General features: G+C 58.3%; 23 protein-coding genes and 2 tRNA genes. 10 read left to right on the forward strand and 15 right to left on the reverse strand.

What is annotated here, in order from left to right:
* The first annotated feature begins 15 nt into the window (after positions 1–15).
* Genes ACYVJT_RS04920 through ACYVJT_RS04940 form a run of 5 tightly spaced genes read left to right on the forward strand, consistent with a single transcriptional unit; the run spans position 16 to position 2,844 of the window.
* Positions 16–516, forward strand: a complete 501-nt coding sequence (locus ACYVJT_RS04920) for a carboxymuconolactone decarboxylase family protein (protein WP_343956587.1) — start codon at positions 16–18, stop codon at positions 514–516.
* Positions 513–1,667 carry a pirin family protein gene (locus ACYVJT_RS04925; protein ID WP_343956588.1) on the forward strand — a complete coding sequence of 385 codons (1,155 nt, stop codon included), beginning with the start codon at positions 513–515 and terminating at the stop codon, positions 1,665–1,667. The genes ACYVJT_RS04920 and ACYVJT_RS04925 overlap by 4 nt, the downstream gene beginning before the upstream one ends.
* Positions 1,664–1,999, forward strand: a complete 336-nt coding sequence (locus ACYVJT_RS04930) for a GNAT family N-acetyltransferase (RefSeq protein WP_343956589.1) — start codon at positions 1,664–1,666, stop codon at positions 1,997–1,999. Before ACYVJT_RS04925 ends, ACYVJT_RS04930 begins: the two co-directional genes overlap by 4 nt.
* A 7-nt stretch (positions 2,000–2,006) precedes the next feature.
* The gene (locus tag ACYVJT_RS04935; RefSeq protein ID WP_343956590.1) at positions 2,007–2,339 is read left to right on the forward strand and encodes a GNAT family N-acetyltransferase; all 333 of its coding nucleotides are present in this window, start codon (positions 2,007–2,009) and stop codon (positions 2,337–2,339) included.
* Positions 2,326–2,844 (forward strand): SixA phosphatase family protein, encoded by a 519-nt coding sequence (locus ACYVJT_RS04940; protein WP_343956591.1) that lies wholly within the window; start codon positions 2,326–2,328, stop codon positions 2,842–2,844. The genes ACYVJT_RS04935 and ACYVJT_RS04940 overlap by 14 nt, the downstream gene beginning before the upstream one ends.
* Here the strand turns inward: ACYVJT_RS04940 and ACYVJT_RS04945 are convergent.
* The 3 genes from ACYVJT_RS04945 to ACYVJT_RS04955 all read right to left on the reverse strand — a co-directional run bounded on the left by ACYVJT_RS04945 (position 2,841) and on the right by ACYVJT_RS04955 (position 5,432).
* Positions 2,841–2,999: a hypothetical protein gene (locus ACYVJT_RS04945; RefSeq protein WP_343956592.1), complete on the reverse strand. Its 159-nt coding sequence runs from the start codon at positions 2,997–2,999 to the stop codon at positions 2,841–2,843. The genes ACYVJT_RS04940 and ACYVJT_RS04945 overlap by 4 nt on opposite strands.
* 20 nt (positions 3,000–3,019) lie before the next feature.
* Positions 3,020–5,104, reverse strand: a complete 2,085-nt coding sequence (locus ACYVJT_RS04950; protein ID WP_343956593.1) for an HNH endonuclease signature motif containing protein — start codon at positions 5,102–5,104, stop codon at positions 3,020–3,022.
* 254 nt (positions 5,105–5,358) lie between these two features.
* Positions 5,359–5,432: transfer RNA gene (locus tag ACYVJT_RS04955), tRNA-Arg, on the reverse strand.
* 384 nt (positions 5,433–5,816) lie between these two features.
* On the opposite strand from ACYVJT_RS04955, the gene ACYVJT_RS04960 reads away from it, so the two are divergent.
* Both ACYVJT_RS04960 and ACYVJT_RS04965 read left to right on the forward strand, forming a co-directional pair.
* A complete protein-coding gene (locus tag ACYVJT_RS04960; RefSeq protein ID WP_343956594.1) occupies positions 5,817–7,664 on the forward strand; it encodes a phosphoenolpyruvate carboxykinase (GTP) in 1,848 nt (615 codons plus the stop codon).
* Positions 7,665–7,725: 61 nt separating this feature from the next.
* A complete protein-coding gene (locus ACYVJT_RS04965) occupies positions 7,726–9,798 on the forward strand; it encodes a RecQ family ATP-dependent DNA helicase (RefSeq protein WP_343956595.1) in 2,073 nt (690 codons plus the stop codon).
* Here the strand turns inward: ACYVJT_RS04965 and ACYVJT_RS04970 are convergent.
* Complete coding sequence (locus ACYVJT_RS04970) at positions 9,795–11,213, reverse strand: phosphomannomutase/phosphoglucomutase (protein WP_343956596.1); 1,419 nt, start codon at positions 11,211–11,213, stop codon at positions 9,795–9,797. The two genes, ACYVJT_RS04965 and ACYVJT_RS04970, sit on opposite strands and share 4 nt — an antisense overlap.
* A gap of 47 nt (positions 11,214–11,260) precedes the next feature.
* Between ACYVJT_RS04970 and ACYVJT_RS04975 the strand changes: the two genes are divergently transcribed.
* Together ACYVJT_RS04975 and ACYVJT_RS04980 are read left to right on the forward strand one after the other, a co-directional pair.
* Positions 11,261–12,526, forward strand: a complete 1,266-nt coding sequence (locus tag ACYVJT_RS04975) for an MFS transporter (RefSeq protein ID WP_343956597.1) — start codon at positions 11,261–11,263, stop codon at positions 12,524–12,526.
* 24 nt (positions 12,527–12,550) lie between these two features.
* Positions 12,551–13,267, forward strand: coding sequence for a hypothetical protein (locus tag ACYVJT_RS04980; protein WP_343956598.1), 717 nt, complete (start codon positions 12,551–12,553; stop codon positions 13,265–13,267).
* 47 nt (positions 13,268–13,314) lie between these two features.
* On the opposite strand, the gene ACYVJT_RS04985 is transcribed toward ACYVJT_RS04980, so the two are convergent.
* Entirely contained in the window at positions 13,315–13,629 is a 315-nt protein-coding gene (locus ACYVJT_RS04985; protein ID WP_343956599.1) for an XRE family transcriptional regulator, read from the reverse strand.
* 394 nt (positions 13,630–14,023) lie between these two features.
* A tRNA-Ser gene (locus ACYVJT_RS04990) sits at positions 14,024–14,112 on the reverse strand.
* A 198-nt stretch (positions 14,113–14,310) separates the two neighbouring features.
* On the opposite strand from ACYVJT_RS04990, the gene ACYVJT_RS04995 reads away from it, so the two are divergent.
* Positions 14,311–16,224, forward strand: coding sequence for an AMP-binding protein (locus tag ACYVJT_RS04995; RefSeq protein WP_343956600.1), 1,914 nt, complete (start codon positions 14,311–14,313; stop codon positions 16,222–16,224).
* Here ACYVJT_RS04995 and ACYVJT_RS05000 read toward each other — a convergent pair.
* From ACYVJT_RS05000 to ACYVJT_RS05040, 9 genes are all read right to left on the reverse strand, one after another.
* Positions 16,221–16,979, reverse strand: coding sequence for an IclR family transcriptional regulator domain-containing protein (locus ACYVJT_RS05000; protein ID WP_343956601.1), 759 nt, complete (start codon positions 16,977–16,979; stop codon positions 16,221–16,223). The two genes, ACYVJT_RS04995 and ACYVJT_RS05000, sit on opposite strands and share 4 nt — an antisense overlap.
* The gene (locus ACYVJT_RS05005) at positions 16,963–17,619 is read right to left on the reverse strand and encodes a 3-oxoacid CoA-transferase subunit B (protein WP_343956602.1); all 657 of its coding nucleotides are present in this window, start codon (positions 17,617–17,619) and stop codon (positions 16,963–16,965) included. Before ACYVJT_RS05005 ends, ACYVJT_RS05000 begins: the two co-directional genes overlap by 17 nt.
* Positions 17,619–18,320 carry a 3-oxoacid CoA-transferase subunit A gene (locus ACYVJT_RS05010; protein WP_343956603.1) on the reverse strand — a complete coding sequence of 234 codons (702 nt, stop codon included), beginning with the start codon at positions 18,318–18,320 and terminating at the stop codon, positions 17,619–17,621. The genes ACYVJT_RS05005 and ACYVJT_RS05010 overlap by 1 nt, the downstream gene beginning before the upstream one ends.
* 10 nt (positions 18,321–18,330) lie before the next feature.
* On the reverse strand, positions 18,331–19,524 hold the full coding sequence (locus tag ACYVJT_RS05015; RefSeq protein WP_343956605.1) for a thiolase family protein: 1,194 nt from the start codon (positions 19,522–19,524) through the stop codon (positions 18,331–18,333).
* A gap of 108 nt (positions 19,525–19,632) precedes the next feature.
* Positions 19,633–20,829: a bifunctional 3-oxoadipate enol-lactonase/4-carboxymuconolactone decarboxylase PcaDC gene (gene pcaDC / locus ACYVJT_RS05020; RefSeq protein ID WP_486389585.1), complete on the reverse strand. Its 1,197-nt coding sequence runs from the start codon at positions 20,827–20,829 to the stop codon at positions 19,633–19,635.
* Positions 20,826–22,232 carry a lyase family protein gene (locus tag ACYVJT_RS05025; protein ID WP_343956606.1) on the reverse strand — a complete coding sequence of 469 codons (1,407 nt, stop codon included), beginning with the start codon at positions 22,230–22,232 and terminating at the stop codon, positions 20,826–20,828. Before ACYVJT_RS05025 ends, pcaDC begins: the two co-directional genes overlap by 4 nt.
* Positions 22,233–22,308: 76 nt before the next feature.
* Positions 22,309–22,902, reverse strand: a complete 594-nt coding sequence (gene pcaG / locus ACYVJT_RS05030; protein WP_343956607.1) for a protocatechuate 3,4-dioxygenase subunit alpha — start codon at positions 22,900–22,902, stop codon at positions 22,309–22,311.
* A complete protein-coding gene (gene pcaH, locus ACYVJT_RS05035; protein ID WP_343956608.1) occupies positions 22,892–23,701 on the reverse strand; it encodes a protocatechuate 3,4-dioxygenase subunit beta in 810 nt (269 codons plus the stop codon). Before pcaH ends, pcaG begins: the two co-directional genes overlap by 11 nt.
* Before the next feature lie 24 nt (positions 23,702–23,725).
* On the reverse strand, positions 23,726–24,916 hold the full coding sequence (locus tag ACYVJT_RS05040) for a 4-hydroxybenzoate 3-monooxygenase (protein WP_343956609.1): 1,191 nt from the start codon (positions 24,914–24,916) through the stop codon (positions 23,726–23,728).
* Positions 24,917–24,996 lie beyond the last annotated feature (80 nt).

The following is a 24,996-nucleotide window of genomic DNA, read 5'->3' on the forward strand; positions in this document are numbered from 1 at the left end:
GAAGGAGCGGCCCCAATGGCGAGTCGAGACCCACTGCAGTTTTATTTAGATAAATCGAACCCTGACGCGTGGAAAGCCGTCCTGCGATTATCCAAAGCAGTAGGTGACGATGCTCGTGCAGCAGGACTCTCGGACCAACTCATCGAATTGGTGAACCTTCGCGTTTCTCAGCTTAACGGCTGCGCGTATTGTCTCGATCTACACACCCGCTATGCCATCAAAGCGGGCGTATCAGATCAACGTCTTGGCGCCCTCGCAGCCTGGTGGGAAGCCGAAGACCTCTACACGCCAGTAGAGCGCACCTCGCTGTACCTGGCCCAACAAGCCACCGACATTTCCGATATCGAATCGGTACAGGCTGCTCAACTTGTGGCGTCCGGAGTGCTGACTGACGAACAGTACGCGGCCGTCCAGTGGATCGCGATGGTCATGAACCTGACGAACCGCATCTCGATTCTGTCGCATCATCAAGTACGTCCCAACAGCGCAACGCGAGCAGCTCTGGAAGAGTCATGACAAACCTGGACCCCAACCCAGAATTGGTCGATTTCAACGCCCCGGCTAATGCTGAAGGCCTAGCCACGGGATTCGAAGAGAAACTCGGCACTGACTACATCGTTGAGGTGCTCGAGCCGCGAGCAGTGCCACTGGGTGGCCCACGCGCCATGACCGTCCAGCGCACCATTCCGCAGCGAGCACGATCCCTCATTGGTGCCTGGTGTTTTCTGGATTACTTTGGTCCCGACGACGTGACAACGTCTGGCGGTATGCATGTTCCGCGTCACCCGCACACCGGGCTGGCAACCGTGTCCTGGTTATTTCAAGGACGCGTCGACCATATCGATTCGGCCGGAAACTGGGCTTTGGTACGTCCCGGCGAAGTGAACTTGATGAACGCCGGCTACGGCATTACCCACTCCGAAGACTCGACCGATGACACCTCTGTATTGCACGGCGTCCAACTCTGGTACGCGTTCCCGAAACAACACCGTTTCGGCGAACCACACTTAGACCAGCACCGGGCGCAGGTTGTTCGTGGCGATGGCTGGGAGGCCAAAGTTGCGATCGGCTCACTGTTGGGAGTGACCTCCCCGGTCAAAACCTATAGCCCGCTGTCGGCCGCGGAAATCTCGTTGGAACCCCACACCACACTCGAAATTGATGTTCCCGCGGAGTATGAACACGGCCTGCTCGCCGTGGACTGTACCGCAGATTTTTGCGGTGCGACCATTGAACAGGACCATTTGGGTTACTTGGGTACGGGCGTGACGAGATTACAAGTGCGTTCAGCAGACAGCCCCATACGAGTCATGCTCATCGGTGGGGAACCGCTCAACGAAGACATTGTGATGTGGTGGAACTTCGTCGGCCGCTCCCACGAGGAAATCGAGTTGTGGCGCCAGCGGTACCAACAAGAAATGGGTTTCGACGCGGCGTCCCAGAGTTCGCCGTTACGGGGCCGTACCATCACCGAACCGATCTCCGGGCCACTGCTAGACGAACTCGTGTCCACGACGTACGCGGATGACACGAGTTTCCCGCAGTTTGGCCAGTTCCCGCCGGATCAGCCGGCACCGCTTCCAGCGCCCGGACTGCCCACCGTGGCGATGAAACCGCGACAAAATCCGCCAACCGTCGCACGCCGCAAGAACGAGGAGGACGCATGACTTCCACCGACAATCCTAAATTCATTCACCACGACGGATACATCGGCATGATGGTTGATGATTCTGAGACCCTTGCTGCCCACGAAGTGTATAAAGATCACCAGGCAGCCGACGGGACCAAGCAGCGGGCGTTCGTGTCCACTGTCGTGGATGAAAACTATCGCGGTGCCGGACTGGCCGGAAAGCTGGTCAAATACTCACTGGACGATGCGCTTGAGCGAGGCTTCCGCATCATTGCAATTTGTCCGTATGTGAAGAATTGGATCGAAAAACAAGACGACCCACGGTATGCACAGGCCAGCGATACCCCGCGGCCCGAGCATTTCGAGTAAGGCAATCATGACAGAACCACGTTGGTTTCGTGACGACGACTCATTTGGTGTGCTTGATGACCACGACGAGGTCATTGGACGCAACCTGTACCGCGACGTTGAAAATCCCGCTGGGACAAAGCAGCGCGTTTTCCCGGGAGTTTTTGTTCATCCCGATCACCGAGGTGTCGGGTTAGCGTCACAACTGGTCAAGCATTCCATCGATATCAGTCTTGACGAGGGCTTCCGCATCGTACCCATTTGCCCGTATGTCGCCGAATGGATGCGAGAGCACGACGGGGGTTCCTATATGCAATACCGTGACGAACCGGGAGCGGAACACTTTAATGAATCCAACTGATCGCAAACGACTCATCATCCTGCGGCACGGCAAAGCGGCCTACCCGCCCGTGCCCGACCATGAGCGCCCACTGGCAAACAGAGGCAACACCGAAGCACCTGCCGCTGGTAGATGGCTGGTCGAGCAAGGGGTGTACCCGGATGCAATTATCACGTCCGATGCGGTGCGCACCCGTCAGACCACCACGTGGGTGATGAACGAATTCGGTGATACAGCGCCGACCCCGTACCTGGACTCGCGCTTGTATCACGCCTCAGCAACCGATGCTCTGGCAGTCATTAATGAAACCGAAGAGCAAGTGCGCACACTATTGGTTGTGGGGCATATGCCCTGGGTCCAAGATCTCGGCATGCGCTTGGCATCAGTCGATTCGAATGAAAAAGCCGTCATCGATATGGCGGAACGCTACCCGACGTTGGGCATGATGGTTTTCGAGATACCTGGCGAATGGGCAAGTCTTGATGGTCGCGACGCCGACATGACACACTTCGTGGTCCCTCGCTAAGTTCTACGTCGCCGAGCCATCGTCAACACCACGACGAGCGCTGCCACCAAGGAAATGACCATGAGCGATGCGGCGAGCCACAACGGCAATGGCACAAATAGAGTCACCGACATCGCGATGATGGCGACACCTAAGAGAATTCGTTGCCAGAACATAGTGACACACTACTGCACGGTCACAGTATTGCATCCCAGTAGGTGTTGCGAACTGGCGTCTGGGACGGGTCCAACCATGCAGCCGGCTTCCAATAGAGTTGACCGTTGCCGTCGAACACTGGAGCCCACACGTTCTGATGCACAAGCGTGTGGCAACTTGGACACAACAGCGTCATGTTTTCTGTACTTGTCTTGCCACCGTGGGCCCACCAAATGAGATGATGACCATCGGTATAGGCGACCGGTGTCCTGCAATCTGGAATGGAACAGGCTCCCAAATTGGCGAGCTCTCGTTTTACCTGCACGGGGTAGGTTCGACTCGCTCGACCACGATCCAGCAGTACACCGCCGGTTCCTAGAACTTGCGGGATGACTTCGGCATCGCACAGTTGTGCCCGGAGTGCTTGAGGCGCAGTGGTGCCACTGTTCGCAGTGCGGGATATGAACGGATGGCCCCGCTGGAGCTTCGGAATACGCAGTCTCCCCTCCCTGCCCGTAGCGTCCGACAGGTCGATTTCGATCAGCGTCGTACCGTCATCGTTGACGGTGTCGATGAGCTGTTCCGGTGCCAGTGCAATTCCCTGTAAGAACCTGGGTGGTCCCGTATCGAAACCTGCCATCCCGGGAGGTCTTCGGTAGTCATCTGGGAGGTGGAACTGTTCCGGTAAACGCTCGGCGAGCAGATCACTCAAGGTTTGATAATCCAAGGCGACTCGAAGCTGCGTTGGTGCGCCACCGAATAACGACAACCCCTGAACGGAGGGATCGAGTCGTCCTGTGGCTCGTAAGTGTGCAAAGTAGATGTCATGGAGCCGCTCGGACCGTGAACGCCTATCGAGGCGGTCCATTTCTTCTTTGGTTAGTTGGCGACCGTCCATCGTGACCGCATGAATCTCACGGTCATTGATCGCGGCATCAATATGTTCTTCAGCAGCACCCAAAATCTGGGCAGGTGTCGCGTCGTCGCGCACATCATTCATCACATCATTCAGGAAGCTATCAGGATTCGTGGGCCTCGTGGATGCTGGCTTGTTGTCTTCCGTTGACCCTTGCTCGTCGTCAGCATCGAATATTGATGTTTGATCTGGAGCAGTCTGCGCTGGGGGAGTGCAGTCTTTGGTGAGCAGGTCGTTGGCTGCCTCTTGTGCCTTCTCCGGTGACGAATAATAACGGTTGTGGTGTGCACGAAAGTTTAGACCGGCGTAGAAGATGCCAAGAAACAGCTCCAAGTTCATGACGTCGGTGACGACCTCGACTTTGAGCTTGCCGTTGACGATGCGATAACGGAACGAATTTTCGACTTTGTTGAGCACTTCCTGCGGCGGTGGTCCGTCGGAATCGATGATCGCAGCAGTCTGATTCAGGATGTCGTCGGTCATCTTTGATAGTTCCGCGGGTTTGACGGTCGTGGCAGCATTGCGGAACGACTCGTCCAACTGTGTGATGACGTCGCGGATATTTTCTGGTGTGAGATGTACCGACCGCAAATATTTCGTGACTTGGTTGAGTGACCGGACGATGCTGTCGAGGTTTTCCGGAGGGACCTCACCGGCACGATACGCTTGCGCGACGAGCGGTAACTGCGGGGCTTGACTGGGTCCTTCGATATTCGAGAGTTCTTGGCGAACGAGTTGAGCGCGATTCTTATATTGCGCAGCCTGCCGTGTTTCAATGCCCAAGCGGTGGGCAATATAGCTGTGCCCCGTCTGCCACTTTTTTACATTGGTGGGGATACCCAGCACGGTCTCTTTGTCCACCGCAATGGCACGGTCTGTCATCTTCGACAGAGTCAGCATGGTGTTATCTAAAGCGCGATTGGTCTGTCGCCAATGATCTAACACCGCGGGGAGTGTTTCATGAACATCTTCAGGAGGAGTCAGCTCGTAAGGTGCATCGTCTGACGCTGCTGCCCAAGTGGTAGCCCAGTCGGTACCATCGGCATCATGGTACCTCGCGAGTGCTTCGTACCAATCATCAGGGTGCTCTATTTGCTGGCAGAGGGCGTCGGCTAGCTTTGACATCACGGCCATCTTCATACCTGGCGTCAGATCGTGCAGCGTCTGCTGAGAAATAATGTGGTCGGTATCTGGCATTGTATCGAGCATCGTTACCCTCCTTTCCGATGCACACAACTGTATGAACAATTGCATGAGTGAGTCAGGAAGGAGCGGAGCTCTGTGGAAAAGCACGAAGAGGATTACGAAACTGTGGATATCAGGTCGGATCCGTGAGCCGAAATGCTATGAGGAATATTCGATCCGAAAAGCACCAGGAATCGGGAAAACGAAAAGCCCCTGAGATCTCATCTGCATCAGATCTCAAGGGCTCAGGATCCGCATGATAATGCGAAACTTATGAGCGCGCCCTAAGGGATTCGAACCCCTGACCTTCTGTTCCGTAGACAGACGCTCTATCCAGCTGAGCTAAGGGCGCTGGGCAACGAGATATAACTATACTCGCACTTTTTGAAAATGCAAAATCGAAGATCGGCGCTGATCCGAAAACCGACTGTCGCCGTCGAAAAAGTAACTCGAATAGAGATTTTTCGTGCGTACTCGCCGCGAAAAAATACCGAAATTGCGCCAAAATCTCTCGACATACCCTCGAAAAGCGGTGGTATCGCTCACTTTTGCTCATGTAGGTGACGAGAATGTTGTCTGGGAGCGAAGTCCTGGTGAATCATCTTCCCCAAAGCCGCGAAACAGGCTGCTAAAGTATGCGACATAGACTCTCGTTCCGACCGGAACGGTTCGCAGCACGACGACGTGCTGGTATTGTCATGCTGCGGTTGGTAAGTCGATACGAAAAAGGATCCACATGGTTGAAAACGCCGCCTCTGATCTGGCTGCACAGGTCGAGGACACCGCACCCACCAATTACGCACCGTTATTGAATTGGGTCAAAGAAACAGCGGAGCTAACCCAACCGGACTCGGTCTATTGGGTGAACGGTTCGCAGGAAGAATACGATCGCATCGCCCAAGAAATGGTTGACGCCGGTTCGTTGGTTCGTCTCACGGACCCCCAGTTTCCAAATTCTTATGCGGCCTTCTCTGATCCCGCTGATGTTGCGCGCGTAGAGTCGCGGACGTTTATCTGTTCCGAAAAAGAAGAAGACGCTGGTTTTACGAACAACTGGAAAGACCCAGCAGAAATGAAAGGCATCCTCAACGATGCCTTCGACGGTGCGATGCGCGGACGTACCATGTACGTCGTGCCATTCGTGATGGGCCCACTGGACGCCAAAGATCCTAAATATGGTGTTGAGATTACCGACAGCCCCTATGTTGTTTTGTCGATGCGCGTCATGGCTCGGATTGGCACCGACGTGCTTGAGAAGATCGCCGATACCGAAGCCTTCTTCGTGCCGGCTCTTCACTCTGTTGGGGCACCGCTGGCAGAGGGTCAAGAAGATGTTCCGTGGCCATCGAACGATACCAAGTGGATCGTGCACTTCCCAGAAGAGCGATCGATCGTCTCCTATGGTTCCGGCTACGGCGGTAACGCGCTGCTGGGCAAAAAGGCCTACTCACTGCGCATCGCCTCGGCTATGGCGCGTGACGAGGGCTGGATGGCAGAGCATATGCTGATCCTGAAACTCACCAGCCCCGAGAACAAGTCCTACACCATCACGGGGGCATTCCCTTCGGCAACGGGTAAGACGAACCTGGCACTCATTGATCCAACGCTGGAAGGCTGGATGGCCGAGACACTCGGTGACGATATCGCCTGGATTACCCCCGATGATGAGAATAACCTGCGCGTCGTCAACCCTGAATACGGGTTCTTCGGCGTTGCACCGGGCACCGGCTGGCACACTAACCCCAACGCGATGCGCGCCATCGCCAAAGGCAACAACATTTTCACCAACGTCGCACTGACTCCAGAAGGTGGCGTGTGGTGGGAAGGCATGACCGACGAAAAACCCGCCAAACTCACTGACTGGTTGGGTAACGAGTGGACACCGGAATCTAGTACCCCGGCAGCCCACCCGAACTCACGGTTCTGCACCCCCATCGACCAGACCGATATGCTCGCCGATGAGTACTTCAACCCAGAAGGCATCAAACTCGACGCGGTGCTCTTCGGTGGTCGTCGCGACAATGCCATCCCACTGGTGACTGAAGCTCGCTCCTGGCAGGATGGCGTGTTCAAGGGCGCGACACTGTCCTCGGCGCGCACCGCGGCAGCGGAAGGCAAAGTCGGCGAGGTGCGTCGCGACCCCATGGCCATGCTGCCATTCATGGGCTACGCAGCCGGCGACTACGTCCAAAACTGGTTGGATATGGAAGACAGAATCGGCAGCGAAAACATGCCGCAGATCTTTTTGGTCAACTGGTTCCGCCGCAATGACGCAGGCAAGATCTCCTGGCCAGGATTCGGGGAAAACTCCCGCGTTTTGAAATGGGTCGTGCAACGTCTGGAAGGCAACGGAGCCGGTGTGGATACCCCAATCGGTATCGTACCCACCGAGGATGCGCTCGATCTGACCGGGCTAGACATCTCCGAAGAGAACCTCATCAACTCGATCTCTTTCGAAGCCGAAGAATGGCACGACGAGATCCCGATGATCGAAGAATGGTTCGAAAAATTCGGTGACAAACTGCCGCAGGCCATGACTGACGAACTCGAAAACCTCAAAGCTCGTCTTGGTCTAGACAGCTAAGTTTTCCACAATAAGTCAACCGGGTCTGCATTAGCGGGCCCGGTTGACTAGGTTAACGGGTATGGCATTACGCGACGAAGCAACTCAGGTCCTGTCCGAACTCGTGGGCAAATCCGCACAATTCCACGAGGGACAGTTCGAAGCCATCGAGGCAATCGTGGATCAACGCCGACGGGGGCTCGTCGTTCAACGTACCGGTTGGGGAAAATCCGCGGTCTACTTCGTGTCCACAGCACTGCTTCGTCGACGTGGGGCAGGCCCCACCCTGATCATCTCACCTCTTTTGGCGCTGATGGCCGATCAGATTGCCGCAGCACAACGAGCCGGGATCGTCGCCGAATCGATCAACTCCACCAATGCCACATCCTGGGGCGTCATTGCCGAACAACTGGCGCGCGACGAAATCGACGTCCTGCTCATCTCCCCGGAACGACTCAATAACCCGATGTTCCGCGAAACCCAACTGCCCGACCTGATCGACCGGCTCGGCATGATGGTGATCGATGAAGCCCACTGCATTTCGGACTGGGGCCACGATTTCCGCCCCGACTATCGACGCATCGGTACAGTCATCAACGAGCTCCCCAACACCCCGATCCTGGCGACGACGGCCACCGCAAACCAACGCGTCGTCGATGACGTGTTAGAACAACTCGGGGACAACGTCTTCCTCACCCGTGGGCCCCTGGCGCGATCCTCACTGCGACTTAGCGTCCTACCTACCGCCGATTCACCAACGCGCATCGGATGGCTGATCGATCACCTCGAGCAGTTTGAATCGTCGGGGATAATTTATACACTCACCGTTGCGGCCGCACAGGATATTGCCCAGGCCCTGCAGACTGCCGGGCATAACGTGGCTGCCTACACCGGAGCCACCGCACCGGAAGAGCGCACCGAATTAGAACAGGCGCTCAAAGACAATCGGGTCAAAGCCCTGGTCGCCACCTCGGCGCTGGGGATGGGCTTCGACAAACCGGATCTGGGATTCGTCGTACACTTCGGGGCGCCATCATCGCCGGTGTCGTACTATCAACACATCGGACGTGCCGGACGTGGCACCCAAGACGCTCAAGCCGTGTTGTTGCCGGGAGTTGAGGATCAACGGATCTGGGAGTTCTTTGCCACCGCATCGATGCCAGATGAATCCACCGCACACGCCGTCCTGCAAGCCGCGAGCAGTCCGATATCGGTTCCCGCACTGTCGGCTCGGGTGGATCTTTCGCCCTCGAGACTAGAGCTCCTTCTGAAAATCTTAGCCGTCGATGATGCCATGGTGCGGGTCAAAGGCGGGTGGCAGACCACCGGGACCCCGTGGCAGTACGACGCGGCCCGGTATGAGCACGTCGCAGCCCAACGCGTGGCCGAACAAAACCTCATGTTGGACTATCAACAGACCCCGGTGTGTCGAATGCGGTTTCTCTCGGAAACCCTGGATGACCCCTATGCTCAGGATTGCGGCCGGTGCGACAACTGCGTCGGGCCGTGGCTGACACTCGCCATATCCAATGACGCTCGTGGCCATGCCCAGCGGGTGCTGTCGCGTCCGGGCGTCGAGATCGCTCCGCGGCGGATGTGGCCCACCGGTCTGGACAATTTGGGGATCAAACTCAAGGGCAAGATCACACTCCAGCATGAACCCGGGCGTGCGCTCGCACGGCTCACCGATCTCGGTTGGGGCCCGACGCTGCGCCAGCTGATGGACTCGGAAACGCCCGATGTACCGGTCTCGCAGCACATCGTGAAAGCCATCGTCGAGGTCTTAGCGGACTGGGACTGGGCGCAACGACCCATCGCTGTGGTCTCGATGCCGTCACCGAATCGACCGCAACTGGTGGGATCACTGGCGCACGAGATCGCAAAAGTCGGCCAGATGCCCTATCTCGGTGAACTCCAGTGGCTCGGAGAAGTGGGCACACCTGCGGCGAACAGTGCCTTCCGACTGGCCCAGGTATATGAGCGCTATGCTGTGTCGGACCACGTGCGGCAGGCCCTGGCCTCCGCACCACAGGAAGGTCCCGTGTTGCTAGTCGATGATTTTGCCTCGACGCGGTGGTCACTCACCGTCGCCACGATGACCCTTCGTGAAGCCGGCGCCCACGGCGTGCTGCCGCTGACCCTGGGAACCGCTTAAGCCCGAATAATGCCGAGGACGCTATCGCGCAGCCACACCATCGTGGGTTCATCTGGTGCCTCGGCGTTAAAGCGAAGCAGTGGTTCGGTGTTTGATGGGCGAATGTTGAACCACCAGGAGCCATCCGTTGCTCGTACGGTGGTGCCGTCCATCGTTGAAATGTGCGTTTCCACGCCGGGATCAAATTCGGCCAGAACCCGTGCGACCGTCGCAGCTTGATCCTCGACCTGCGAATTGATCTCACCCGAGGCAACATACGGGGTGTACGCGGCAGCCAGGGTTGACGCCGACTCGTCGGTTGCCCCCAGCATAGCCAGCACGTGCATCGCCGCGAGCATCCCGGTGTCGGCGTTGAAGAAGTCCCGGAAATAATAGTGTGCCGAATGTTCGCCACCAAACACCGCAGAATGTTCAGCCATGTAGGCCTTGATAAACGAGTGTCCGACGCGGGTCTCGATGGCCCGGCCACCGGCGGCTTCGACGGATTCCGGCACCACTTTGGACGTGATGAGGTTATAAATGATGACGGGTGTGGTTTCCCCGGCCTTTTTGGCACGGGCAATCTCGCGGATGGCGACCATCGCGGTAATGGCTGAAGGTGTCACTGACGCGCCACGTTCATCAACCACAAAGCACCGATCGGCGTCGCCGTCGAACGCGAGGCCAATATCGGCACTGTGGGCGCGCACAGCGGCCTGCAAATCCACCAGGTTGGCCGGTTCAATCGGGTTGGCCGGGTGATTTGGGAATGTGCCGTCCAGCTCAAAGTACAGCGGGATAATCTCTAGGGGCAAGGCCTCTAACACCTCGCCCCCGAGCACCGCCGGGGTGGTGTAACCGGCCATTCCATTGCCGGCATCCACAACCACTTTCAGCGGGCGAATGGCCGATAGATCCACCAGTGAGCGCAAGTATTGAGCGTAAGCTTTCAACGTATCGCGCTGTGTCACCTCACCTGTACGCTCGCGTGACTCGAGAAAACCGGCGTCCAAATATCCTTGGGCCAAACGTTGAATGTCCGCCAGCCCGGTGTCGGAGGAAATGGGCGCTGCGGCGGCACGGGTCATCTTCATACCGTTGTACCCGGCCGGATTGTGTGACGCTGTGAAGACGACGCCCGGAGCATCCAGGACACCGGAGGCGTGATACAACATGTCCGTGGAGATCAATCCCAACTGTTCCACATCGGCTCCGGCTGCGACTGCACCGCGGGTGAATGCCGCAACGTAGTCTTCCGAGGACGGGCGCATATCCCCGCCAACCAGCACGCGCGTCGCGTCGGTCACTTCAACGAAAGCGAAGCCCACCGCGAGGGCCGCATCCGCATTCAACGTTTGGTCTTCGATACCTCGAACATCATAGGCTTTGAAACTGTCGGCTAAATCTATACTGGGTTGATGAAACTCAATCTTCACAGTTTCAGAGTCTAGCCCCAAACCCCACACAGCGACGAAAGGCGACCATGCACCCGCCCGTGACCCCCGACCCACAGACCGGGCACATCTGGTTGGGGCACCCACCCAAAACCGCGGGGTTCCGTCGTCTACTGGCCGGGTTATTTTTCGCAGGGGTCGCGACATTCGCGCAGTTATATTCGCCACAGGGTCTGCTGCCACTCATCGCAGCAGACCTCGAGACCACCGCAGACCAAGCCGCCCTGCTCGTGTCAGCCTCGACAATTGGACTGGCAGCGGCCGTGATCCCGTGGTCGTTTGTGGGGGATCGTCTCGGTCGGAAACCCGCAATGACCATCTCCATTGTTGCCGCCTGTCTCTTCGGCATCGGCGCGACCTTAGCGCCGAGTTTTGGGGCCATCCTGGCGTTTCGTGTGCTAGAAGGTGTTGCACTGGGTGGTGTGCCAGCCTTAGCCATGGCCTATCTCAATGAAGAGGTTCACCCGGCTTCAGCCGGTCAGACGGCCGGCACCTTCATCGCGGGAACCGTCATCGGTGGACTGATCGGTCGCATCATCGCCGCACCCATCGGGGAGTGGTATCACTGGCGCATCGGCATGGCTGTCGTGCTTGCGCTTGCCGTCGCATCGGCGATTTGTTTTCTGTTGTTGACCCCGGTGGCTCGGAAATTTACCCCGACGACGACGTCGCTGCGCAGGGCTGTCGCATCGATCACCACCAACCTGCGCTCGCCGGTGCTCAACGTGATGTATTTGCAGGGGATGCTGCTGATGGGTGGTTTCGTTGCGGTGTACAACTTCTTAGGCTTCCACCTGCTCGACGAATTCAGCCTGCCGGTCTCCGTGGTATCACTGGTGTTCTTGGCGTATCTGATGGGGACCGTCACGTCGCCGTGGGCGGGACGCATGGCGACGAAATACCGGCCGTCCCAAGTGCTCATGGTGTTGACCATCACGATGATTGCCGGCGTGCTGCTCACACTCGTCCCAAACATTTGGGTCCTGTTCTTTGGGCTCCTGGTATTTACCGGGGCGTTTTTTGGTGCGCATTCGGTGGCCTCGGGGTGGGCCGGCGCCGCAGCTGAGGGTGGCCGGGCGCAATCGACGTCGTTATATAACCTCTATTATTACGCGGGATCTTCGCTGTTCGGCTGGCTTGGTGGCATTTTTCTCACCGGTTACGGTTGGCTTGGAACCGTGCTCATGACGGCGGGTTTGGCCAGCGTCGCGTTGGTTGCAACGGCGCTGTTATATGTTTTTGTTGTCCAACCGCGAATTAAAGCCGCCCAACAGCAGAACGCGTCACAGCCGTGACCACTTGACAGTACAATGGGCTGCATGGAATTCATTATCCCTCTGCTGCTGCTTGCGGTGTCAGGTTTAGTCGTCTGGGGCTTCATTGCCTTCTTGGGCAAGTCGACCGGTACGAATAACGCCGACGCAACCGCGGGTGCCCGGGGCAAACCGGCACTGTTTGACCGCATGTCTGAAGACGGTGCGGTAGCTGCTGCCAACCGGCTCGACGAAGACACCCATACCAAGGTGTACCGCTATCTTGCTGTGGGCCAGTTGGCGCAGGCGGCCGAGGTGTATCACAAGGCGACCGGTGTGGGTCGTATCGAAGCATTCGTCGATGTGCAAGCGCTCTATCAGTTCCCACAGGAGCACGGCGATGAAGCGCAGGAAAACAGCGATGACGCGCCGCTGGAGGATGTGGCGGGTTCTGATCCGTTTATTCCCGCCGGTCATGATGCGGAACAAGAAGTGACCGATCTGACCGTGCCTGCTGAATGGCTCGAACAGGTGGAAGATACACCACAGCCACAGCAGTTTGAGGTGCAGATTAGTCGCGAATCGGAAACCATTACGATGTCATCCGACGATCTTCCACCGTGGATCCGGGATCAAATCGAAGCGATGGTCCGTGATGAGCGTCTTGATGATGCAGCGGAAACACTCACGGAGCACACGGTGTTGGAGCAGCATGAGGCACAGGATCTGATTAAGATTATTGCGCAGCAAATCCACACCACGGATGATGACGGCAAAGAATAAGACATAATAAAAGCGCCCCGGGTTTCCGGGGAGCTTTTTTCATGGGCTTAGACGTCGTCTTCGGCGGCGGGGCCACCTTCGCCTTCCCAACGATCAATTTGTTTGGCTTTTGAACCGGAGTATTTGAGGCGAACACCGTAGCCACCAGCCTGGGAATCCGGTAGGAACAAGGCGCCGTGTTCGATTAGTACGGCGCGGATGGCATCTTGTTGTTCATCCGGCAGACCCAGGATGCCGCGTTCAAATTTTCTGATATCTTCGCGCTCGATACCGGTCTCGTCGGCGATGTACCAGGTGGAAATTCCCACCAGTGCCCGACCAGCGCGTGCAAGGTTGGAATTGAATACGTCTTCGGTCGTCATAAAATACCCCTCTACTGATTTTGACCACAGGCTATATCTCAGTTTCGCCCGCCTCACGCGGCTTGTGCAAGTCTTGGTCCACCGTGGTTCACTACGCTGGTTGCGATGTATACAGGGCACAAAAGCGCACGTTTATGAAGTCGGAGCTGATCGTGCGCGACTGCTACTCGACCAAGCCTTGAGCAGTATTGGACCGGGCCGAAAGGCTACGCACAGCCGTTCAGGAATATCAGCTTCCAGGAGGCGGGGAACCCTCCGCGATTGTCTTGCCCGAAGGCGTTGTGAGGCGATTGATCAAAGGCGGTCCAGGCAGCTACTGGTCCAGCTGCTCATGCAGTCTCGGGACCTACAGTAAAGCCCCGGAAACGTTGCGTCGTTTCCGGGACTTTCGCTGCGGAGGCGGGGGGATTCGAACCCCCGGTCCGCTTTTAAACAGACCCTTCATTAGCAGTGAAGTCCAATCGGCCTCTCTGGCACGCCTCCTGAGCATTGGACACGCGAGCGTGACCAAATAACCCTTTTACCATATCGGACGGAACGGGATTCGGCAAAACGATGACTTGCCTTGCGGTACAGCGCCACCCGACTTTGTGCCGCACTTCACAAGCAGCTAAGGTGTGACTCACCGAATGTATACATTCTTGGCCGTAAGTCAGTACTCCGGTTTTTCGAAGGAGCATCATGGGCAAACAAACACCCCAAACGTCAGGTAGCACCTACCAGGCAGTTTTCGATCGCGCAGCACAGGATCCCGCGGGGTTCTGGCTCGAGCAGGCAGACCTACTGGACTGGCATACGCCACCGAGTCGCGGGTTAGATTACGACGGCGCAGAATCCTGGCAATGGTACCCGGACGGTCAACTCAACATTACCTATCAGGCCCTGGATCGCTGGGTAGAGCAAGGTCGCGGTGAGCAACCCGCCGTCATCTGGGATTCAGCCATGACCGATCAGCAGGTGACCTATAGTTATGCCGAACTGTTGGATCAAGTCGCTCGGTTAGCGGGAGCCCTGCGGGCTAACGGCATTGAGCGCGGCGACCGCGTGTTGATCTACATGCCCATGATTCCCGAAGCGTTGATCGCGATGTTGGCTGTTGCCAGGCTGGGTGCCGTCCACGTTGTCACATTTGGTGGTTTTGCCTCGAAAGAGGTTGCCACTCGATTGGATGATGCCACCCCGAAGGCCGTGCTTGCCGCCAACGGGGGCGTCGAACCAGCCCGCGCCATCCGCTACTTGCCCAATGTGGCTGACGCGATCGAGCGCGCCAATCATAAGCCAGACGTTGTGATGGTCAAACAGCGTGCCGAAATTGATGACGCCATTGCCGACTTTGATAGTTCATGGCTGGATCTTGACGAACAGCTTTGGGCAAATCAGCCCGTCGATGCCGTGCCCGTGGCCGCCACGGATCCGCTGTACTTGCTGCATACATCCGGTACGACGTCGAAACCCAAAGCGGTAGTTCGCGATCAAGGTGGTTATGCGGTGGCGTCCGCATGGTCGGTGCCGAACATTTACAACATCGAGGCGGGCGAGACGATGTTCGTGGCCTCCGACGTCGGCTGGGTGGTGGGCCACACCTACATTGTCTATGCGCCGCTGATCGCGGGGGCCACCACAGTGGTCTATGAGGGCAAGCCGGTGGGCACACCTGATGCCGGAGCTTTCTGGCGCGTGGCCTCGGAACACAAGGCGAAGATGATCTTCTCGGCCCCCACCGCCTACCGTGCCATTCGGGCGGCAGATCCCACTGGCGACCAGTGGCAGCGCTACGATATGTCGGCTCTTGACGCGGTGTTTTCAGCTGGAGAACGACTGGACGAAGACACGTATCACTGGTTGGGTGAGGTGACGGGCAAACCCGTCGTGGATCACTGGTGGCAGACTGAAACCGGCTGGCCCATCGTCGCCAATCTGCGGGGGCTGGATCCTATGCCGCTCAAAGCGGGGTCTCCATCGGTTGCGGTGCCCGGTTATCAAGTCGGGGTCGTGAATCCGCTGGGTGAACCTGTTCAACCCGGAGCCGAAGGCAATATCGTCATCAAACTTCCGCTGCCACCCGGTGCGATGGTTGGGCTCTACGGCGAACCGGAACGCTTCCACTCGTCATATATGGCCGCATTTCCGGGGTATTACGAAACCGGGGATACCGGGTATATGGATGATGAGGGCTACGTGTTCGTCTTGGGGCGTTCCGACGACGTGATTAATGTAGCCGGGCACCGTTTGTCGACCGGCACGCTTGAGGCCGTGATTGCTGAGCATCCAGCGGTGGCTGAAACCGCGGTGATCGGTGTGGCCGATGGGCTCAAGGGGCAAAAGCCAGTGGCCTACGTCGTGCTCACCGCCGGAACCGATATTGCGCCGCAGCAGTTGAGCGAGGAACTCGTGGCGAAAGTCCGGCACGACTTTGGTGCGGTTGCTGCCTTCCGTGATGTCGAGATCGTCTGGGGGCTGCCGAAAACACGTTCGGGGAAGATTCTGCGCCGCACGATGCGCTCGATCGTGGAGGGCGATGATGTCTCGGCACCGGCTACCATCGATGATGCCGGGGTGCTCGATACATTCGCCGAGCAGACGACACGCTTCTAGAGGGCGTTGGATACCTCATCGGCCGCGTCCAGCAGTGCGGGGAGCAGCTCGGTGAGGTCTTCTGGCGTGTGCCGAGTGACCGTCACCGAGGTATTCAACGCCGCCACGGTCTTGTTTGCGCGGTTGCGAATCGGCACGGCCACGGAGGCCAGGCCAACTTCTAATTCACCTTCGACGATGGCATAGCCCTGCGCCCGGATGTTTGACAGTTCGGCGCGCAGGGAGCCCTGATCGGTGAGGGTCTCAGCGGTCACCTCGGTGAGCTCAGCCTGCGCGAAGTACTCGTTGAGTTCGGCGTCATCGAGTCCGGCGAGCAACACGCGTCCCATCGACGTCGCATACGCGGGAAACCGTGTGCCGACCGTAATGTTGACCCGCATGATGGACGTCGTTTCCTGACGGGCAATGTAGACGACGTCGGTACCCTCGAGCACCGAAACCGAGGTCGAATGACCCAGTTTTTTGGCCAGCGCAGCCAGTACCGGGTCCACGAGCTTCACGAGTGGCTGGGACGCGAGGTAGGCAAAACCCAGGTTCATGATTTTTGGGGTGAGCTCAAACGTTTTCTCGGTCGCCCGCATATACCCGAGACCCACCAGCGTGTGGAGGAAGCGCCGCGCCGTGGCCCGGGAGAGCCCGGTAGCTTCGGCAACTTCTGTGAGCGTCATCGCCGGCGCCTGCCCGAAAGCCTCGATCACCTCGAGGCCCCGGGCAAACGACTGGACGAATAGTGCTGAGTCAGTTTCCGGTTGCATCAATGAATTCGATTTCCGACTTGGACTGCAACTCGTCGAATGACAGACCAAACAGGGCTTGTACTTTCACGGTGCCAGAGTCGGAGAGTTCGAAGATGCCGTGATCGGTGTATAACCGCGACACACAGCCCACGCCTGTCAGCGGGTAGGTCGCTTCGGGGACCAGCTTGATGTCGCCGTCACGAGTAAACAGGTTCATCATCACATAAACCTGCTTGGCGCCGATGGCGAGATCCATTGCCCCACCGACTGCTGGAATCGCATCTTCGGCGCCGGTGTGCCAGTTGCACAGGTCGCCGGTAGCAGAGACTTGAAACGCACCCAGGACGCACACATCAAGGTGGCCGCCGCGCATGATGGCAAACGAGTCGGCTTGGTGAAAGAACGCGGTGCCCGGGGTCTCGGTCACCGGGATCTTGCCGGCATTAATAAGATCGACGTCGATCTCGTCTTCTTCCGCGGCACGACCCATACCCAGCATACCGTTTTCGGTGTGCAGGGTGACATCGTGTTCCGCGGTCAGATAGTTCGATACCAGGGTGGGCTGGCCGATGCCGAGATTGACGAACGAACCCGCTTCGATGTCGTCGGCCACGAAATTCGCCAGGGTATTCCGATCAACTTTTTCGCTACGTAGCATTAGTTCGCTCCTTGTTCACGGGCGGCCAGTGCGGTGGATTCAGTTTCGAGTGCCACCATCACGTCGGTATAGATCGACGGGGTCACCACATTTTCTGGGTCGATCGCACCGGTCGGCACGATCTCTTCGATTTGCACGATGGTCTGTTTGGCCGCGGTGGCCATCATCGGACCGAAGTTGCGCGCAGTTTTGCGGTACACCAGGTTGCCTTTTTCATCGGCCTTGAACGCTTTGATCAGGGCAACATCACCGTGGATGGGATACTCGAGCACATAGTTCCGGCCGTTGATTTCGCGGACCTCTTTGCCTTCGGCCAGCATGGTGCCGTAACCGGTCGGCGTGAAGAATGCGCCGATACCGGCACCTGCGGCACGGAGACGTTCGGCCAGGTTGCCCTGGGGGACCAGTTCCAGCTCAATGTCACCGGCTCGGTAGGCCTCATCGAAGTGCCAAGAGTCTTTTTGGCGCGGAAATGAACAAATAATTTTGTTCACTCGGCGTTCTTTGATCAGCAGTGCCAGTCCAGCATCGGCTTGGCCAGCATTATTATTGACGACGGTAAGGTCGGTGGCGCCGCTTTCAAGGAGCGCCTCAATGAGTTCCATGGGTTGTCCGGCATCGCCGAAGCCACCCATCAATACCGTTGAGCCGTCCGAGATATTGGCGACCGCGTCAGCAGCGGTCTTTACAATCTTGGTCATATCGCTTCCTTTACTCAGTGGCGTCTTCGTTTTCAACCACCACGGCAACACCCTGGCCCACACCGACGCACAGCGCAGCCAGACCCCAACGGCGGTTCTCAGCTTTCAATCGACGAGACAGCGTGCCCAGTACGCGCGAACCGGATGCACCCAGTGGGTGGCCCAGTGCAATCGCACCGCCCCAGGCGTTGACGCGTTCGTCTTCGAGGTCGATGCCCCAGCTATCGAGGTTTACCAACACCTGCGCGGCAAAGGCTTCGTTGAGTTCGATGGCGCCCACCTGATCCCAGGTGATGCCAGCACGTTCGAGTGCAAGGTTGGCCGCCGGTACCGGAGCCTCGCCGAAGTACTGTGGTTCGTTGGCGGCCACACCGCGAGACACCACACGCACCAGCGGATCGGCGCCCAGGGTTGCAGCGGCTTGCTCGGAGCCCATCAGTACCACCCCGGCACCGTCATTCATGGATGACGCGTTGCCAGCGGTCACCGTGCCGTTTTCTTTCCGAAACACGGTGCGCAGATTCGACAGGGTGTCGACGGTGGATTCTGGGCGGATCGTTTCGTCACGTGCCACGTCGTCAACCGAAACCACGAGGTTATCGTACTGGCCGGCTTCCCATGCGGCGTTGGCGCGCTGGTGAGACAGTGCGGCGTACTGGTCTTGGCGGTCGCGTGATACTTCGTATTTGTCCACGAGTTGCTCGGTGGCTTCACCCAACGAGACGGTCCACTCCTTGGGCATATCGGGGTTGATCAACCGCCAGCCCAGGGTGGTCGAGACCATTTGGCTATTGCCCGCGGGGTAGGCGCGCTCGGGTTTTGGCACCACGTAAGGGGCACGGGACATGGACTCGGTCCCACCGGTGATCACCAGGTTATTGTCACCGGCGCCGATGGAGTAGCTGCCGTGGAAGGCTGCGTCCAACGACGAACCGCACAGGCGGTTGACGGTCACACCAGGGGTGGAGGTTGGTAGTCCGGCGAGTAGCGCGGCCATGCGGGCGACGTTGCGGTTTTCTTCGCCGGCACCGTTGGCGTTGCCAAAGACGACGTCATCAATCTTGGCGGTGTCGAGGTTGGGGTAGCGCTCGACGAGCTTGGTGATGACGGTCGCGGCCATATCGTCGGGGCGCACGCCTGCGAGTCCGCCGCCGAGACGACCGAATGGCGTGCGTAGTGCATCGTAAATGTATACCTGCTGCATGATTCCTTCCGAACCTCAAAAAGAGTTGTTCGCTGTGCGAACGTAAGTTCACTCTGCGATATTCTCCACTCTAGCGAATTGCGGTACCAGACGGAAGTGCATGTTTGGTTACGCTTCTTCGTTGTACTCCGCTAGAGCTTTCTTTGCGACGGAGAAGGCGACGTTTGCTGCGGGCACCGAGCAGTAGATGGCTGTTTGGAGCAGGATCTCTTTGATCTCGTCCACGCTCAAGCCATTGCGGCGCGCGGCCTTGACGTGCATGGCTAGTTCTTCCCAGTAGCTGCCCGCAACCATGGCGGTCAGGGTTACGGCAGAACGCATCCGGCGGTCAATGCCCGGCCGGGTCCAAATGCTGCCCCAGGCATAGTGGGTGATGAGTTCTTGGAAGTCTTCGGTGAACTCGTCAGCGTTGGCTGTGGCACGGTCGACGTGAGCATCCGAGAGCACTTCGCGGCGGACCGTCATGCCTGCGTCATAGATCTCATGCATTGGCGTATCGCCTGAAGACTGCTCCACGCTCTGGCCACTGAAGAAGGCGTGCAGGATGTGTGCCGTACCTTCGGGGTCTTCGGCTGGTGCCTGGTGGGCTACGTTGTCCAGCACCGCGGCTTGACCATCTTGGACTGTCGCTGCGACGGTCTTGGCATGTTCCGGCGGTGACACCGGATCTTCGGCGCCAGCCAGTGCGAGCATGGGTGTTGAGATGCTGGAGAGTTGATCGGTCATATCGAATTCGGACAGCGCAATTGCGGCGTGCGCATAGGAGAACCGATCCGCGTCCTGCAGCGAATGCAACAGTGCGGTGGATTCCGTCGGGTGCGCCTCGATGAATCCGGGGGCAAACCATGTCTTCGAAGCGCGCTCTACCATGGCGGGTGTGCCCGCTTTGGCGACAAAGTCTGCGCGTTCTTGCCACGCCTCGGGTGTCCCAAATTTTGGCGAGGAACATACCATGGCCACGCGGTCGAACACGTTGCCGTGCAGTGCGGCCACGCGCTGGGCCACCGCACCCGAGAGCGAGACGCCGGCGAAAAAGACTTTCCTCTCGGTGCCGACGGTCGCATCTGTGGCGATGCGCGCTGCCACATTGGCCAGGTGATCCAACGACCACTGCTCGGTGGAGGGTTCTGAACGTCCGTGGCCGGGCAGATCGTAGCCGATGATCTCATAGTGTTCAGCCAGCAGTTGGGCTGTTTTGCCCCACAGGGGTTCGACCGCTGTGCCGATGCCTGGGCCCAGGATCAGCAGTGGTTTGGAAGGGTCTTGTTCGGTGAATTGAATACCCGAGATCTTTGGTTCGCTCATGTGCTCCACTTTCTATAACGTGCATTGACTGCTGTCACGAGACTCGCAGCTCCGCCGGTATACCCGGCAGGATCCAACATCTTTTCTACGGCCGATACCGTGACCACGCCTGCAGGCAGTTTGGTCACCAGGGTCTGGGCCATATCGTCTTGGGCGGCGATGGCCTCCTGGCAGATACTGCTGACCAGTTGCGTACCATCGCCAGGTTCGGCGCCACCGTGGGCCTCAACGATTGGACCAAGCCAATTGCTGATCCGGCCCAGAAAAATATAGTTTCCATGGATATCCAGGTTGCGCCGCATCGCATCGGCGTGGACTTCGAGCCCACCGGCGAGCTCGGCCAGTACTTCACTGACGGCCCCGGTGGTGCGCAATATGTTGCGCAGCGCGGCCCATTCGGTATGCCAGCCACCATCGGCACGTTCGGCGGTATTGGCGATGACGCCGGTTTGTAAGGTGTTCAAGTCGCCACTGGCTTGTTGGGCGGCATGCTTCAGTCGGATCGACAGGACCGGATTGTGCTTATGCGGCATCGCTGAGGAGCCACCGCGCCCGGCTTTGGTCGGTTCCGACAGCTCGCCGTGCTCAGCTTGGACCGCAGTGAGGACGTCGTTGGCCAGTTTGGCAGCGGCGGCCGTGATCTGAAATGCGCTTTGGGCCAACTGCAGAACGGGCACTCGGTTGGCGTGCCACACCGATGCGGCGCCGAGCCCGAGCTCTTCGGCGAGGAGATCCCGCTGACGATTCACCAGCTCCATCGGATCGGACTCGGGCTGTTGTGCCTTGAAATAATCCACCCACCACGTCGACGTGCCGACCGCACCACCCCACTGCACAGGCAGTGAGGCAAGCGTTCGTTCGAAGTGTTGGCCGGCCGAGCCGAGTGCTTCAATCCACTGGGAGACTCGAAATCCGAAGGTGATGGGTTGGGCGTGCTGATCCAGCGATCGGCCGATCATCACCGTGTGTGCATGCTGATCGGCGAGTGCCGTCAGCTCTCGCACCGTGGTTTTCACGTTGCCCACGACGTATTCGCCCACGCGAGCTGCCACCAGCATCAGCGCGGAATCGATGATGTCCTGCGAGGTAGCGCCGCGGTGGACGTAGCCAGCTGCCGTTGGATCGTGCTCGGCGACTTTGGCGCGAAGCGCGCTCAACAACGGGATGAGAGCGTTGGCGCCGTCGGGGGTCTGCTCGGCGAGTGCCGCGAGGTCATAGTCGGCGATTTTCGAGGCCGCGTCGACGGCATTGGCGATGGATTCCGGTGCGGTTCCGAACCGAATTTGGGCGCGGCACCACGCTGCTTCGACATCGAGCATGGCTTGGCCGAACGCGGCATCTGAGGTGAGTTCAGCCGCCCGGGTCCCGGCCCAGGCGGGATTGAGTAATCCGAAATCATTCACGGGATGCGGGTCCTTTGGTTGGGGATAAACACAACGATACCCGCTCGTATTGACGAGCGGGTATCGGTGAGTGAACCTATGGTTTCGGGTACGTCATGCCGGGGAACTGGAAGAACACGGTCTCCTGTTCGCCCTGCAGATGTATATCGAAGACCAGTCGTTTGCCGTCGCGGGTCGCGATCAAGTTCTGTCCGCGCTCACCCAGTGCCGCAATGGTCGCATCGTCATCAAGACCATCGGTATCCGGGATGTAGGCGCGGGTATGCAGTTTGTTCAGCAGACCGCGAGCGAAGACGACGATGTGGATGAAGGGTGCTTTGCCGTCATCGGTCGCGCCGGGCTCGACGGTGGTGAAACGGTAGGTGCCCACATTATCGGTGGTTGCCCGACCCCAACCGGTGAACGCGAACGGATCACGAATGAGTGAGCCGTCCTGGTTGGGGATGTTGCCGTGTTCATCGGCCTGCCAGATTTCGATCATCGCATCGGGGATCGGGTTGCCCTCACCGTCGTAGACGGTTCCGATCAGTTGGACGGCACGCGCGTCGCCGGGTGGTACGAGGTTGTCCCCATTTTCAAATGGGAGGTGGACACTTTCGGCGGCATTAAAGTATCCGAAGAATGGCCCGATGGTCTGGCCGGGCGTTGGGGTGAGATCATTAGTGGTCATGGTCTTCGTCCTCCATCCAAGTTTGTTGGGATCCGGTCAAGACGATGTCCCACCAGTAACCGGTGTTCCATTCGTGAGTTGTGACCGAGTGATCATAGGTGGCGACCAGGCGATCGCGCGCCTTCTGGTCGGTGATCGACTGGTAAATCGGGTCCAGGGCAAATAGTGGATCACCGGGGAAATACATTTGCGTAATCATGCGCTGGGTGAAGTCAGTGCCGAACAGCGAGAAGTGCACGTGGGCGGGCCGCCAAGCGTTGTGATGGTTCTTCCACGGATACGGTGCCGGCTTGATGGTGGTGAACTCATAGGAGCCGTCAGCACCGGTGATGGCGCGGCCCACGCCCGAGAAGTTCGGATCGATCGGTGCCGGGTGCTGGTCGCGTTTGTGGATATACCGTCCGGCGGCGTTGGCCTGCCAGACTTCGATGAGCTGACCGGCCACCGGGCGACCATTACCATCGAGTACCCGTCCGCGGATGACGATGCGCTCGCCGATCGGCTCGCCGTTGTGCTGGATGGTCAAGTCTGACTCCAACATGTGTACATCACGGTGCCCAAAGGCCGGTGAATACAATTCAATGGTTTCGGGATCGGTGTGGTGTAGATCCTTGGTCGGGTGGCGCAGCAGCGAGGACCGATACGGCGGGTAGTTCAGCCGCGGTTGGGTTTCTTCTTGTGTGGGATCCGCGAGCGCAGACTGGTAGGCCGTCTGAATATCTTGGATTTCGGTATCGATGGTGTCCTGGGAGTCTGCTGTGGCCAGCGGGTCCAGGCGAGGAGTGTTTTGAGTAGACACGTCGCATTCCTTTCGTCGTGTGAATTATTCGTGCGGCCAGCCGCAGTAGGATTCGGCGAGGTATTGTTTGCCATATGTGGAACCCACCACGGTGTGCAACTCACCGATGGCACGACGGGTTTCAAATGAGCTGGCATCCTCGCGGGTGTGCAGCATACTGGTCATCCAGTAGGAGAAGTTCTGCGCTTTCCAAACCCGCTTGAGTGCAGTTTCAGAGTAGTTGTCAATGCCGGTGCTGTCCGCGTTGGTGAAGTACTGTTCGAGTGCGCTGAAGAGTACCTTGACGTCGGCAAGTGCTAGGTTGAGCCCTTTCGCTCCGGTTGGTGGCACAGTGTGCCCCGCGTCGCCGGCCAGAAACAGGTTGCCCCAGCGCATGGGCTCGGCCACGAACGAGCGGAACTTCAGCACAGTTTTTTCAAAGATCGGTCCGCGTTTGAGTTGGAAGCCATCTGGTCCGTCGACGCGTGCCTGCAGTTCGGCCCAAATCTCGTCCTCGGTCCAGTCGTCGGGATTTTCTTCGGGATCACACTGGAAATAGTGACGCTGCACCGTCTCGTTGCGCTGAGAGATCAGTGCAAAACCACGCGGAGAGTTCGCATAGATGAGCTCCTCTGCACTCGGTGGGGCTTCTGTCAGGATGCCAAACCAGGCAAAGGGGTACTCGATCTTGTGTTCGAGGCGTGTCTCGGAGGGAATAGCCCGACGACAATATGAACGCGAACCGTCGGTGCCCACCACGATCTGTGCTTCGATGACGCCTGAAGCGCCCTGCTCGTTGGTGTAATGGATCTTGGGGCGGTCGCTTTCCACTTCGGTCAGATCGGTGACGGTATGTTCATACCGCACATCGCCGTTGTCACGAGCACGAGCTGCCGCAAGATCTACGAAGACTTCGTTTTGCGGGTAGAGCCAAACGGAGGCGTCAATGAGCTCTTTGAAATTAATGCGATGTGATTCTCCGTCGAACCGCAGGTCAATGCCGTGGTGTTCATAGCCGATGTCTTTGACGCGGGATTCCACGCCGTAGTCGGTCAGCAGTTCCACAGCGCCGGTTTCTAAAATGCCCGCGCGGTGCGTATTTTTGATCGTGTCGTAATCGCGTGCTTCCAACACGATGTTGTCGATGCCGGCGCGTTGCAGCAGGTGCGATAGCATCAAACCGGCCGGCCCACCGCCGACAATACCCACCTGTGTGGTTTCTGTCTGTGTGGTCATTTCAACTCCTGTCGACTCAGCTCAACGTGACCTACCCTCTCAGTGTCGGATACATGGAGTGCTCCACGCCACTGGATTCT

The organism is Yaniella soli (assembly GCF_054782375.1).